Source organism: Pseudomonas sivasensis, from assembly GCF_021391435.1.
In the GTDB taxonomy this organism is placed as follows: Bacteria; Pseudomonadota; Gammaproteobacteria; order Pseudomonadales; family Pseudomonadaceae; genus Aquipseudomonas; species Aquipseudomonas sivasensis.
In genome coordinates this window covers 3,173,629-3,186,930 of record NZ_CP090029.1, presented here as the reverse complement: position 1 = coordinate 3,186,930, position 13,302 = coordinate 3,173,629, and the positions used below count along the sequence as shown (strand labels likewise).

Sequence of the window (13,302 nt, the reverse complement as noted above, 5' to 3'; positions counted from 1 at the left end):
CCTCAGATGTGGTAGATGTCGATGACTTGGTGGATGTAGTCGTTTTTCAGCACTACCTTCTTGCGCGTGATCAGCGGCTGCTCGGCACGGATGTCGAGGCGATAGAAGGAGGTACCGAAATAACTGTCGGTGGTTTTGTAGCGGTGGCTGAGGGTATGCCAGTTGAAACGCAGGTCCACCTGCACGCCGTCGTCGGCCAGCACTTCGAGGTTGCACAGCATGTGCACGGTGCGCGGCTCGGGCGTGCTGGCACTGGAGCGCTCGGTCTTGATGCGGAAGATACGGTCTTCCAGGCCGTCACGGTTGGGGTAGTAGATCAGCGAGATTTCGCGCTGCGGGTCTTCGGTGAGGGTGTCGTGATCGTCCCAGGCGGGCATCCAGAACTCGGCCTTGGGCGAATAGCAGGCCAGCCAGTCATCCCATTGTCGGTCGTCGAGCAGGCGCGCTTCACGGTAGAGAAAATCCAGCAGGTGGTCACGGGCAAGGCTCATGGCTGCACCTCGCGGTCGCTGGCAATCAGCCCTTGCTGTTCGCGCTCGATCGCACGCTGCAGGCTTTGGGCCCAGTGCGCATGCTGGCGCACAAACAAGCCCTCGTCCTCGGTCTTGACCCCGCTGAGCTGCGGTTGCATGCCCATGGCCAAGGCATTTTCGTCCGCGCCTTCGACCCACTGCCTGGCGCCACGGCTCAAGTCATTCCACAGGGTGCTCGCGCCCTGGTAACCGGTCTGGCAGGCGCGGAATTCTTCGAGGTCATCCGGGGTGCCCATGCCGCTGACGTTGAAGAAGTCTTCGTACTGGCGAATCCGCGTGGCGCGCTCCTGGGCGTTTTCGCCGATGGGCGCCATGCAATAGATTGTCACTTCGGTTTTATCCACGGCGAGGGGGCGCACCACGCGGATCTGGGTCGAGAACTGGTCCATCAGGTACACATTGGGGTAGAGGCAGAGGTTGCGGGTCTGGTCGACGATAAAGTCGGCGCGCGCCTGGCCCAGGCGTTCGGCCAAGGCCTCGCGGTGAGCGTGCACCGGGCGCACTTCGGGGTTAAGCAGGCGCGTCCACAGCAGGATATGCCCGTGGTCGAAGGCGTAGACGCCGCCCAGGCTTTTCGACCAGCCATTGGCGTCGACGGTGCGCGTGCCTTCGGCTTCGTAATTGCGCCGGCCCATGGTCGCCGAGTAGTTCCAGTGCACGGAGCTGACGTGGTAACCGTCGGCGCCATTTTCGATTTGCAGCTTCCAGTTGCCGTCATAGACATAGGATGAGCTGCCGCGCAGCACCTCCAGGCCCAAAGGAGCCTGGTCGACCATCTGGTCGATGATGACGCGGGTTTCGCCCAGGTAATCGCTGAGTTCCGGGACCGCACCGCTGAGGCTGCCGAACAGGAAACCGCGGTAGTTTTCAAAGCGCGCCAGGCGCTTGAGGTCATGGGAGCCGTCGCAGTCGAAACTGTCCGGGTAGGCGCCGGTCTTCGCGTCCTTTACCTTGAGCAGCTTGCCGGCGTTGCTGAACGTCCAGCCATGGAAGGGGCAAGTGAATGAGCCCTTATTGCCTTGTTTGCGCCGGCACAGCATGGCGCCGCGATGCGCGCAGGCGTTGACCAGACCATGCAGCGCGCCGTGTTTGTCACGGGTGATGACCACCGGCTGGCGGCCGATCCAGGTGGTGAAGTAATCGTTGATCTCCGGCACCTGGCTTTCATGGGCCAGGTAGATCCAGCCGCCTTCGAAGATGTGTTTCATCTCCAGGGCAAACAGGTCGGGGTCGGTAAAGATGTCGCGGCGGCAGCGGAATACCCCAGTGGCGGGGTCTTCCTGTACGGACTCGCGCAATTGGCAGGCGAGTCGGTCGAGTGTACTGATCATGGGGCGGGCCCTCCGTTGTTCTTGTATCAGGCACCCTCACCGTACGTGTTCGCCCTGCGCGTCAATATCCGCTGCCTGCACATCGCTATCCGCCAGGCGCACGTCGCTTAACGATGGCGTTTCCAGGTCTGCGACGGCAGTTCGCCGAAACGTTTGCGATAGGCCTCGGAAAACCGCCCCAGGTGCATGAAGCCATGGTCCAAAGCCACCTCGGTCACGCTGCGCGTGCTGCTCAGTTGCAAGCGTGCGTGCACCCGTTCGAGCTTGCAGCGGCGTACATAGTCGCGCGGTGACAGCCCCACCTGGCGCGCAAACAGGCTGTACAGCGAACGTTCGCTGACGTTGGCCACGGCCATTAACTGCTCGACGCTGATGTCATCGCCCAGGTGCTGCTGGATAAATTCGCGCACCGCTTCAAACCCACCGCCGTGGGCAGCCTGGGGGATCACCCGCAACACGTTGCTGCCCAGCAATGCCAGCAGCTTGTTGGCCAAGATGCGTTCGTACAGGCCCTGCATGTGGGGCTCGGCAGCGTTTTCTGCCTCATGACAGATCAGCCCGAGCAACGGCAGGAAGCCGCCCATTTCACTGAGCGCGTGGCGGGCCGTCGCGAAGCGGATACCCACCTGCGGCAGGCTCCAGTGCTGCTCCAGGCAGGCGTTTTCCAGCAGGCGCACCGGCAGTTTGATGATGAATTTCTCGCAGTCGGCGGAATAGGTCAGGTCTACCGGGTCGTCCGGGTTGATCAGCAGGATTTCCCCCGGCCCGAACACGTTATTCTCGCCACGGGAGCTGGAGCGGCAATGCCCGCTCAACAGGATCTGCAGGTGATAGATGGTCTCCAGCGCCACCGATGTGACCCGTACCGGTGCGCCGTAGCTGATGCGGCACAGGTCCAGGCTGGCGAAGGTGCGATGGCTGATACTCGCCCGGGGCCGGCCCTTGGGAGGCAGGCGAATGCAGTGGCTGCCCACGTGCTGGTTGACGTAGTCCGACACCGCGTAGGCATCGGCGCCCTGGAAAATCTGGCTGCGCTCACTCAATAGCACGGTCATGGTTGCGGCTCTTTTATAGTTATTGGGCTCAGGCTGACGCCTGGGTAGGGGGGCGTCCAATATGGATAAAGTCTGAAGGGATACCCTGGAGGTATTGTCGGGCGTTCTGCGCCAGGCTTTCAGCGCTGCGTCGGGGCGCGCAGGGCTTGAGGTGAGAATGTTGGCCTAAAACTTTGAAACAATACGCTTGGCCGGATTGGACGGGGACCTAGCGATACCCCCGCGCCTGAACATCGAACAACTCGGCATAGCGCCCACCCGCTACCATCAGCTGTTGATGGCTGCCCTCCTCCAGGATTCGCCCGCCGTCCAGCACGATGATGTGGTCGGCATTGCGCACGCTGGAGAATCGATGGGAAATCAACAACGTCATGCGGCCCTTGGCGTGTTCGCGAAAGTGCTCGAACACCGCCGCCTCGGCGCCGGCGTCCAGCGCAGCCGTCGGCTCGTCAAGAATCAGCAGATCCGCCTCCTGGCGCATATACGCGCGTGACAAGGCGACTTTCTGCCATTGCCCTCCCGACAACTCCTGGCCACCAAGCCAGCGCCCTAACTGTGTGCCGTATGCCCTGCTCAGGCGCTCGATGAATTCGGCGGCCACCCCCTGGGTGGCGGCCGTGCGCCAACGCGCCTCATCGTTCAGCGCATCGACGTCACCCACTCCAAGGTTCTCGCCGACGGTCATCTGGTAGCGGATGTAATCCTGGAAAATCACCCCAATGCGCTGGCGCAGTGTCTGTTCATCCCAGTCTTGCAAGTCGCTGCCATCCAGCAGAATGCGCCCCTCGTGCGGGGTATACAGGCGCGTTAGCAGTTTGATCAGGCTGGTTTTGCCCGAGCCATTCTCGCCCACCAGGGCCAGGCTTTGCCCCGGCGCCAAATGCAGGTTGATGTCAGTCAATGCCTGCCGCTCAGCGCCGGGGTAACTGAACCCTACGTGCTCGCAGCGCAGACCGTCGCCGGGACGCGCGCCCTGGGTAAGGCGGCCACTCGGCACGACCACAGGGGTTAGCAGGTACTCATAAAGGTCCGACAGAAACAGACTGTCGTCATACAGGCCGGCAATCGCGCTGAGGCTGGCGGTGATCGCGCTTTGCCCCTGCTTGAACAGCACGATGTACATGGTCATCTGTCCCAGGCTGGTCTGGCCGCGCACGGTGTCCAGCACCACCCAGGCGTAAGCCACATAAAACGCCGCGGTACCGAGCAGGCCCAGGGCAAAGCCCCAGGCATCCCGACGCACCGTCAACTGGCGGTCTTCGGTGTACAAGCGCCGGGCGTTGTCGCGGTAGCGCTTGAGGAACAGCGGCGCCAGGCCGAACAGCTTGACCTCTTTGGCATGAGTCTCGTGGGACAGCAGCGATTCCAGGTAATTCTGCTGACGGGTCTCGGGCGCGCGCCGGTGGAACAGGCGAAACGCATTGCCCGAGAAATGCGTCTCGGCGAAGAACACCGGTAAGGCGCCGACCACCAGAATCACCAGCGCCCACGGCGAAAAGTGCACTAACAGCACGGCAAAGCTGATCAGCGCGATCAGGTTCTGCACGAGCCCCAGGCCCTTGGTGACCAGGCTCAGCGGCCGTGTCGACGCGCCCTGACGCACGCGCACCAGCTTGTCGTGGAACTCGGCGTCTTCAAACTGCAGGAGTGAGAGGGTCTGGGCTTTCTCCAGAATCATCAGGTTGACCTTCACCCCCAACTGCACCCGCAGCAACGATTGCTGCATTGACAGCGCGCGCTGAGCGGCGGCCAGCAGCGCCAACACGCCCGCCTCGGCCAGCACGTACTGCATCACTGGCCACACGGGCGCCTGGCTGCCGGCTGCATGAATCTGCATCGCGTGCACCACGCCATCGACAATACGCTGGCCGATCCAGGCAGCCAGCGCAGGCAACAGACCGGCAACGATGGTGGCCAGCAGCAGGCCTATGAATAAGGGACGCGACGTCCCCCACACCAGCTTCAGTGCCCTGCGCGCCTGGATGGAAAACGCGCTCAATCGATTGAACAGCACCATGAATGGCATGGACTCCGTGTGGGGGCTGGGGTGAGATGGGCGGATTATGACAGGCGATGACGTTGCGCACATCCAACGGCGAGGCGACAGGGGCAAGTGGTGGAGCAAGGGGCAACCACGGCAGTTTCTCGGCGCGCCGCAGCATGACTACCCCCGCGCCTTGATCGCCGCCGCGCCGGCGTTCGACAAGCGCCGCCAGCCAGTGGCCCGGCCGGACCCGACGTAGCCGCCGATCCTGCAACTGCAAAACGTTGGCAAGACGTTCGCGCTGCCCAAGGTCAGGGCGAAGACGCGACCTTTGTGGCGCTGGAGGACCTGAGCCTGCAGGTCTACCCCGGGCAGACCCTGGCGATTGTCGGCGAGTCAGGCTCAGGCAAAAGCACCGCGCTGCGCATCGACCTCGGCCTGGAAAAACCCAGCCGCGGGTGGGTGTGGTTTGAGCAACAGGACGTCACCGAGTAAGCACCCCTTTTCTCAACGATTTGCTACCCCGGCAATTTCAATTGCGGCGTAACAGCGTATTCGGCGCCACACCAAATGCCTTGCGAAACGCATGGCTGAAATGGGAAAAGTCAGAAAACCCGAAGTCCAGCGCCGCCTCGGACACGCTGCGTACCTGGCCGCGCTCAATCGCTTCTCGACTGGCATTCAGGCGCTCTTTCCAAATCTCTGCAACGGGGGTTTTCTGGTAGCGTGCGAAGGCCCGTGTAACGGTTCGGGTGGACACATTGTGGGCTTTGGCGATGGCTTCAATCGACAGGTCCGGCTCGGTCAAGTGTCGTTGTATGTACTTCATGATGCGGCCGTAGAGGTCCATCTCCTGGTGGCTTGTTTTCAGCTCCTGGAGTTCCAGGCTGATCACAAGCAGATCAAGCAACGTACTTGAGTAACGATTCGAGATGCGCTCATCCTGCAGCGACGCAGGCGTGCTCGCGGCCTGATGCAGCATTTCGCGTAAGGGAACTACGCCGGGACGCCGGTCGTCGAGGACCATCGCGGTGTACTCGGCAATACGCGGCAGGCGCTCGGTGAGCAACGCTCTGGGAATACGGATCAAGTGGTTTTCGGTACCACCCAGGCTGAAGCGAAACGCCTGAGTTGCGTCATAAAGAAACAAATTGCCAGTTGCCAGGCTGGCTTTTCTTGAGCCTTGTTCTATTTGCCCATGACCATTTCGAGCGAAACCCAACCATAAATCTTCGGCCGGACCGCTGCGCAGGTGCTGCTCGGAACGCTCCCAGTAATGCAGCGGCGAAGACAGCGAGCAGATGTCCAATTCGCCGACTGTATTAACGGTGAGCGAGCCATCAAAGCTGCTCTGGGACATGGGTTTGCTATCGGCCGCCAGGCAGTGGCGACAGACCACTTCTTTCCAATAATCAAACCGACGTGGTGCCGGAACAGCAAGGGTCGAATACTGAGAGCTTGGGTTCATGACACTGACCTCGACAACGATGCAAGAGGCGCTGGAGACGTTGTAACGTGCGACCAATTTTCAGCTATGAAAGGCAATTAACAGGCCAAGCGCAGTAGCAGGCCTGCTTGAGTACGCTGCCATGTGATGCCCCTCGCGACTTTCGGCAGCCTTCGGAGGCTGTCGCACGGTGCAGCCATCACCATTTAAGGGCATCGCACGTCACTCGGTCGGCTCACGCGCACCAGCGCGGATCACGGGTGAACGTCAGCCTCAGCCTTGTCTTTTCCAACCAAATGGTTGTCTCGCCGAACAAAGCGCCCCCTCCTCGCCCAGCCTAATTTCCACCTCACAGCAGCTCATTCATTCGCTGATGAGGCACGCCATGCATCGACACGACTCAAAACGATTGGCTGATTCCTCCTGGCTTCTGCAGAGGCGCGACCTTGCGCCTGAAGAGTCGGCTTATTGGTTGATTGAATGGAGTGCCATGCAACTGCTGCAGCGACGGCAGATCGCCAAGCGCGACCCACCACCGACGCGCTGACGCCCAACCGTAGGCCTGAACGAAAATAACGAGGAGCTCAAGATGGAATCTGCAATCGACACACATCTCAAATGCCCGCGCACCCTGTCCCGCCGTGTACCGGACGAGTATCAACCGCCGTTCCCTATGTGGGTCGCACGCGCTGACGAGCAACTGGAACAAGTGGTGATGGCCTATCTTGGCGTGCAATATCGCGGCGATGCCCAGCGCGAGCCTGCATTGCAGGCAATGCGTCACATCGTCAGCAGTTTCAGCCTGCCAGATGGCCCGCAGACTTACGATTTGACCCACCACACCGACAGCAGCGGCTTTGATAATTTGATTGTGGTCGGGTACTGGAAAGACCCAGGCGCCCACTGTCGCTGGTTGCGTTCCCCCCCAGTGAATGACTGGTGGAGTTCGGCGGATCGGCTCGGTGAAAGCCTTGGTTATTTCCGTGAAATCACCGCGCCGCGCACCGAGCAGTTCGAGACGTTGTACGCGTTCCAGGAGAACCTGCCCGGTGTCGGCGCGGTAATGGATACGACCAGCGGAGAGATCGAAGAGCACGGTTACTGGGGTTCAATGCGCGACCGTTTCCCGATCTCCCAGACGGATTGGATGAATCCCACGAGCGAGCTACAGGTGATCGCGGGTGACCCGACCCAGGGCGGACGGGTCCTGGTCCTGGGGCATGACAACCTCACACTGATTCGCTCCGGCCAGGACTGGGCGGATGCCGAGGCAGAGGAGCGCTCACTCTACATCGACGAAATCTTGCCGACGTTGCAGGACGGCATGGACTTCCTGCGTGACAACGGCCAAACGTTGGGCTGCTACAGCAACAGGTTCGTGCGCAATATCGACCTGGACGGCAACTTTCTCGACCTGAGCTACAACATCGGTCACTGGCGCTCGGTTGAGAAACTCGAACGCTGGGCTGAGTCTCACCCGACTCACCTGCGTATTTTCGTGACGTTTTTCCGCGTGGCCGCAGGTTTGAAGAAGTTAAGGCTGTACCACGAAGTATCCGTGTCGGACGCCAAGAGCCAGGTATTCGAGTACATCAACTGTCACTCGCAGACCGGTATGTTGCGCGACGCGCTGCCACCAACGACCTGAGCGCCATCGGCGTTTACCTCCCCAACTTTTGCCGCCTTGCCACCCTCCTCGGGTGGCCGGTCTCCCTGTGCGAGGAATAAATGATGAATAAGATCCGCCTGTTGACGCTCTCTACTCTGTTGCCCGTGCTTCACGCCAACGCCGGTGAAGTAGCGCCCGGCGATTATGAGCAATATCCGGTCGGCGCTACGATCGGGGCGATTTACTACCAGCACGCCACCACGGACTCGGCTTATAGCAACGGACACAAGGTCAGCTCTGACTTCAACGTGAGCTCTGACGTCGGCATCCTGCGTCTACTGCATGTCTACGCACTCTCTGACACCGTCACCATCGACCCGCAATTTCTTTTGCCTTTCGGACACGTCTCCAGCGCAGGTGACGCCTCAGCGCTGGGCAGTACTCGCGGCGTTGGCGACTTGATCCTCACCGCACCAGTCAAATGGCGGTTCAACGAGGCCCGCGACACCCTCAGCATCGCCCCCTACCTGTATGTGCCTACTGGTACGTATGACAAGGAGGACGCGCTCAATCTCGGAGAGAACCGCTGGAAATTCGAACTGCAGAGTGCGTACGTCAAACACTTCACAGAAAAATGGGCGATGGACCTGGTTGGCGGTGCTACCTGGTATGGCGACAACACTGATTACGGCGCAAATGCAGACCGTATGAAGCAGGACGTTTCCTACGCAGCACAGATCATGGGGCGTTACATGCCAGACGCCAGCACCGCATTTGGTATCGGCTTCGGGCGTACCTGGGGGGGCGAGACGAACATTGAGCACGTCAATCAGGATAACGAGTTGGGCACCACCAACTTTCGTCTCACCGCGACCAAATTCGTCACCCCCCAAGACCAGATTCAACTGCAGTTGGGCAAGGACCTTTCGGTGGACAACGGCACCAAGGAAGACTTCCGCATGAACCTGCGTTATGCGCGCATTTTTTAACCCAAGGATCTGCGACCGCGTGCGCTTTGCGCCTTTGCACAGCGGTGTCCGGCTCAGCCAAGTCGATGTCTTTCTCAACCAAGCCTGCGACTTGAGGCGCGGACTATCTTGAGCGCCAGGCCCACTGAATTTGATGAGCCGCAGCGCTCTTCGGCCACTTACGATAAGGACAGCCCAACCATGCCAATTGTTCGCCCCACCCTTGAACAGCTATTGGATGTATCGACCAGCCTGCACATGCAGATAAGTGCGGAGCAAGCCCATGAATACCTGGCTCTTATGCAGTCAAGCTTCGACGCTTATGACCTGATTGACGAGCTGCCTGACTTCATTCCGCCGGTACGTTACGAACGCAGCTCGGGCTATCGACCCTCGACTGCACACAACCCACTCAACGCCTGGTACTACCGAACGGAAGTCAGCGGCGCCCGCGAAGGCAAGTTGGCGAATAAAACCGTCGCACTCAAGGACAATATTTCACTCGCTGGCGTACCGATGATGAATGGTGCAAAGCCCCTTGAAGGCTTCGTTCCCTCATTCGATGCCACCGTTGTCTCCCGCTTGCTGGATGCCGGCGCAACCATCCTCGGCAAGGCAACATGCGAGCATTACTGCCTATCCGGTGGTAGTCACACCTCCGATCCGGCGCCGGTGCACAACCCCTATCGCCACGGATTTGCCTCGGGTGGGTCGTCTTCCGGCAGCGCAGCACTGGTTGCCGCGGGCGAGGTCGACCTGGCAGTCGGCGGTGACCAGGGCGGGTCAATCCGGATTCCTTCCGCATTCTGCGGCACTTACGGAATGAAGCCGACCCACGGACTGGTGCCTTACACCGGGATCATGGCCATTGAGGCGACTATCGATCATGCCGGCCCCATCACGGCAAACGTACGGGACAACGCCTTGATGCTGGAGGTCATGGCGGGAGCGGATGGGCTCGACCCGCGACAAGCCGCGCCCCAGGTCGACGCTTACTGTGATTACCTGGAGCGCGGTGTAAGCGGGCTGAGGATCGGCGTCCTGCGCGAAGGCTTTGAACTGCCCAACCAGGATCCGCGTGTTGCCTCGTCTGTGCGCAATGCCATCGACGCATTTGCACGGATGGGCGCGCACGTCGAAGAGGTGTCAGTGCCTGAGCACAAGATTGCCGGTTCGCTGTGGCACCCCATCGGCTGTGAGGGCCTGATGATGCAGATGATGCACGGCAATGGGGCCGGCTTTAACTGGCAAGGGCTATATGACCTCGGGTTGCTGGACAAACAAGCCGGATGGCGCGATCAGGCGAATGACCTGTCCGCCTCTCTCAAGCTGTGCATGTTCGTCGGGCAATACGGTCTGGAGCGCTACAACGGTCGCTTCTACGCCAAGGCACAAAACCTCAGGCGCCTGGCACGCTCCGGGTATGACGCCGCATTGGCGCGCTATGACCTGCTGGTGATGCCCACCGTGCCGATCATTGCCCAACCCCACCCGGAGCCCGGTTGCTCGATCACCGAGTACGTGGCCCGAGCGTTGGAAATGATCGGCAATGCCTCCGCACAGGACATCACTGGCCATCCGGCCATGTCGATTCCCTGCGGCCTGGTAGACGGTTTACCTGTCGGGCTGATGCTAGTGGGCAAACACTATGCCGAAGGCACGATTTACCAGGCTGCGGCGGCTTTCGAGGCATCGGTTGACTGGAAAAACAGCTAGTAGCCGATGCGTCCCATGCAGCGCAAAAGAATAAGCCGCCGGGCGCTGCCTAGAAGCTCAACGATGAGGAACCAACTGATGACCACACCTGAAATAAAACCATCAACCCCGGGTGAGCGAGCACAGGCGTTACTGCAAGTGCTCAAACAAAAAGACCTGATCCCCGACGGTTACATCGAGCACATGACACAGCTCATGGCACACGAATGGAGCCCGCAGAACGGTGCTCGGGTAGTGGCCAAGGCATGGGTGGACCCACAGTTTCGCGAACTGCTGCTCAAGGACGGTACCGCTGCGTGCGCTCAATTTGGCTATACCGGCCCGCAGGGTGAATACATTGTTGCGCTGGAAGACACGCCCAGCGTGAAAAACGTGATTGTGTGCAGCCTGTGCTCCTGCACCAACTGGCCCGTCCTGGGCTTGCCGCCGGAGTGGTACAAGGGCTTCGAGTTCCGCGCCCGACTGGTTCGCGAAGGGCGCACCGTGCTGCGGGAGCTGGGCACGGAGCTGCCGGACGGGGTCTCCATCAAGGTGTGGGACACCAGCGCCGAAAGCCGCTATCTGGTGCTGCCTCTGCGGCCAAAGGGCAGCGAATCCATGGATGAAGAGGCGCTTCGAAAATTGATTACCAAGGATGTCCTTATTGGCGTGGCGCTACCGTACGTCGCGTAACCGGGGTGCTTTGTTTCTTTCAATTTTTATTCTCTATTCATTCTCTATTAAGAGGTATCCACGATGGATGGCTTTCACGATCTCGGCGGTTTCCAAGGCTTTGGCAAAGTCCCTCACACCATCAACAGTCTGAGCTACCAACCCGTGTTCAAGCAGGACTGGGAGCACCTGGCGTACAGCTTGATGTTTATCGGTGCCGATCACTTGAAGAAGTTCAGCGTGGACGAAGTGCGCCACGCCGTCGAGCGACTGGACGTGCGTCAGCATGTCGGCACCCAGTACTACGAACGCTATGTCATCGCCACCGCCACCCTGCTGGTCGAAACCGGCGTCATCACCCAGGCGGAGCTCGATCAGGCCCTGGGTTCTCACTTCAAGCTAGCGAATCCCGCGCATGCGCAGGGCCGCCCGGCGGTCACTGGCCGAACGCCTTTTGAAGTCGGCGACCGGGTAGTCGTGCGCAACGAGTATGTAGCCGGGCATACCCGCATGCCGGCCTATGTTCGCGGCAAGGAAGGTGTGGTCCTCCACCGAACTTCAGAAAAATGGCCTTTTCCGGACGCCATTGGTCATGGCGACTTGAACGCTGCGCATCAGCCAACCTACCACGTCGAGTTTCGCGTGAAAGACCTGTGGGGGGATGCGGCCGATGAAGGTTTTGTGGTGGTCGACCTGTTCGAAAGCTACTTGGACAAGGCCGCCAGCTCACATGCGGTGAACGTATGATTGACGGCGCCCAGGCGAGCCGACTGCCGGTGACCGTGCTTTCTGGTTTCCTCGGCGCCGGCAAAACCACCCTGCTCAATCATATCTTGCGCAATCGCGACGGCCTGAGAGTGGCAGTCATCGTCAATGATATGAGCGACGTCAACATTGATGCCGAAGAGGTGCAGCGCGACGTGGCGCTGCACCGTGGTCGAGATGAGTTGATCGAGATGAGCAATGGCTGTATCTGCTGCACGCTGCGCGCCGATTTGCTCGAACAGATCAGTGCCCTGGCACGCCAGCAACGTTTTGACTACCTGCTCATTGAGTCCACGGGAATCTCCGAGCCGATGCCGGTTGCCGAGACGTTCGCATTTCTTGACGCAGAAGGCTTCAGCCTCAGCGAACTGGCGCGGCTCGATACCTTGGTGACGGTGGTCGATGGCAGTCGTTTTCAGACGTTGCTCGAATCGCCGGATATCGTAGCGCGCGACGACGCACAAGTGGACACACCCAAACGCCATCTGGCAGATCTGCTGATTGAGCAGGTGGAGTACGCCAACGTCATTCTCGTCAACAAACTGGACCTGATCGACGAGCCCGGTTATCAGGCCGTGCACGCGGTCCTCACCGGCCTTAACCCGACCGCGCGGATCATGCCGATGACACACGGCAACGTTGAGCTATCAGGCATTCTCGGTACCCATCTGTTTGATTTACCCAGCCTGGCTGCATCACCCGGCTGGATGAAAAAAATGCAGGCCGATGACACACCGGCCTCCGAATCGGACACCTATGGCGTGACGTCATGGGTGTACCGCGAGCGTGCCCCCTTTCACCCACAGCGATTACTCGATTTTCTGCAACGCCCCTGGCGCAACGGGCGGCTGTTGCGTAGCAAGGGTTACTTCTGGCTCGCCAGCCGGCACCTGGAAACCGGCCTGCTGGTGCACAGCGGCAGGCAGTTCCAGTGGGACTATGTCGGGCACTGGTGGAACTTCATCGAGCAGTCGCAATGGCCACGGGATGAATATCGGTTGCGAAGCATCATGACCAAGTGGGACAGCATTGTCGGTGATTGCCGGCAGGAGTTGGTCTTTATCGGCCAGGATCTGGATACCCACGTGTTACAGCGCGCCCTCGACGACTGCCTGCTGAGCGCCCAGGAAATAGCCGCCGGCCCATCAGCCTGGCAAACGCTGCCGGGAGCGAAAGTCTTTGACGCCCAGGCCTTATCGGCCCCGATGCAGTCCTTGCAGGCTGTTCCCATTTGACCGAGGTA

11 protein-coding genes and 1 pseudogene are annotated in these 13,302 nt (G+C 60.2%); 7 read left to right on the top strand and 5 right to left on the bottom strand.

What is annotated here, in order from left to right; genetic code table 11:
* Positions 1–2: 2 nt before the first annotated feature.
* The 4 genes from benB to LRO94_RS14325 form a co-directional block, all read right to left on the bottom strand.
* Positions 3–491 (bottom strand): benzoate 1,2-dioxygenase small subunit, encoded by a 489-nt coding sequence (benB, locus tag LRO94_RS14340; protein WP_095184815.1) that lies wholly within the window; start codon positions 489–491, stop codon positions 3–5.
* Positions 488–1,864 (bottom strand): Rieske 2Fe-2S domain-containing protein, encoded by a 1,377-nt coding sequence (locus LRO94_RS14335; protein WP_179179000.1) that lies wholly within the window; start codon positions 1,862–1,864, stop codon positions 488–490. Before LRO94_RS14335 ends, benB begins: the two co-directional genes overlap by 4 nt.
* A gap of 107 nt (positions 1,865–1,971) precedes the next feature.
* Positions 1,972–2,919 carry an AraC family transcriptional regulator gene (locus LRO94_RS14330; RefSeq protein ID WP_032891460.1) on the bottom strand — a complete coding sequence of 316 codons (948 nt, stop codon included), beginning with the start codon at positions 2,917–2,919 and terminating at the stop codon, positions 1,972–1,974.
* Between the two features lie 208 nt (positions 2,920–3,127).
* On the bottom strand, positions 3,128–4,936 hold the full coding sequence (locus LRO94_RS14325) for an ABC transporter ATP-binding protein (RefSeq protein ID WP_122757643.1): 1,809 nt from the start codon (positions 4,934–4,936) through the stop codon (positions 3,128–3,130).
* A gap of 84 nt (positions 4,937–5,020) precedes the next feature.
* Between LRO94_RS14325 and LRO94_RS14320 the strand changes: the two are divergent.
* A pseudogene (locus LRO94_RS14320) lies at positions 5,021–5,395 on the top strand (ATP-binding cassette domain-containing protein); the annotation flags it as partial.
* A gap of 40 nt (positions 5,396–5,435) precedes the next feature.
* Here the strand turns inward: LRO94_RS14320 and LRO94_RS14315 are convergent.
* A complete protein-coding gene (locus LRO94_RS14315; protein ID WP_179179001.1) occupies positions 5,436–6,371 on the bottom strand; it encodes a helix-turn-helix domain-containing protein in 936 nt (311 codons plus the stop codon).
* 568 nt (positions 6,372–6,939) lie between these two features.
* On the opposite strand from LRO94_RS14315, the gene oxdA reads away from it, so the two are divergent.
* The 6 genes from oxdA to LRO94_RS14285 all read left to right on the top strand — a co-directional run bounded on the left by oxdA (position 6,940) and on the right by LRO94_RS14285 (position 13,294).
* The gene (gene oxdA / locus LRO94_RS14310; RefSeq protein ID WP_099602447.1) at positions 6,940–7,998 is read left to right on the top strand and encodes an aliphatic aldoxime dehydratase; all 1,059 of its coding nucleotides are present in this window, start codon (positions 6,940–6,942) and stop codon (positions 7,996–7,998) included.
* A gap of 83 nt (positions 7,999–8,081) precedes the next feature.
* Positions 8,082–8,948 (top strand): transporter, encoded by an 867-nt coding sequence (locus LRO94_RS14305; protein ID WP_032891456.1) that lies wholly within the window; start codon positions 8,082–8,084, stop codon positions 8,946–8,948.
* Positions 8,949–9,128: 180 nt separating this feature from the next.
* Complete coding sequence (locus tag LRO94_RS14300) at positions 9,129–10,643, top strand: amidase (RefSeq protein WP_179179002.1); 1,515 nt, start codon at positions 9,129–9,131, stop codon at positions 10,641–10,643.
* 78 nt (positions 10,644–10,721) lie between these two features.
* Positions 10,722–11,315, top strand: a complete 594-nt coding sequence (nthA, locus tag LRO94_RS14295; RefSeq protein ID WP_032891454.1) for a nitrile hydratase subunit alpha — start codon at positions 10,722–10,724, stop codon at positions 11,313–11,315.
* 63 nt (positions 11,316–11,378) lie between these two features.
* A complete protein-coding gene (gene nthB / locus LRO94_RS14290; protein ID WP_032891452.1) occupies positions 11,379–12,041 on the top strand; it encodes a nitrile hydratase subunit beta in 663 nt (220 codons plus the stop codon).
* On the top strand, positions 12,038–13,294 hold the full coding sequence (locus LRO94_RS14285) for a GTP-binding protein (RefSeq protein WP_179179003.1): 1,257 nt from the start codon (positions 12,038–12,040) through the stop codon (positions 13,292–13,294). Before nthB ends, LRO94_RS14285 begins: the two co-directional genes overlap by 4 nt.
* Positions 13,295–13,302: the final 8 nt, after the last annotated feature.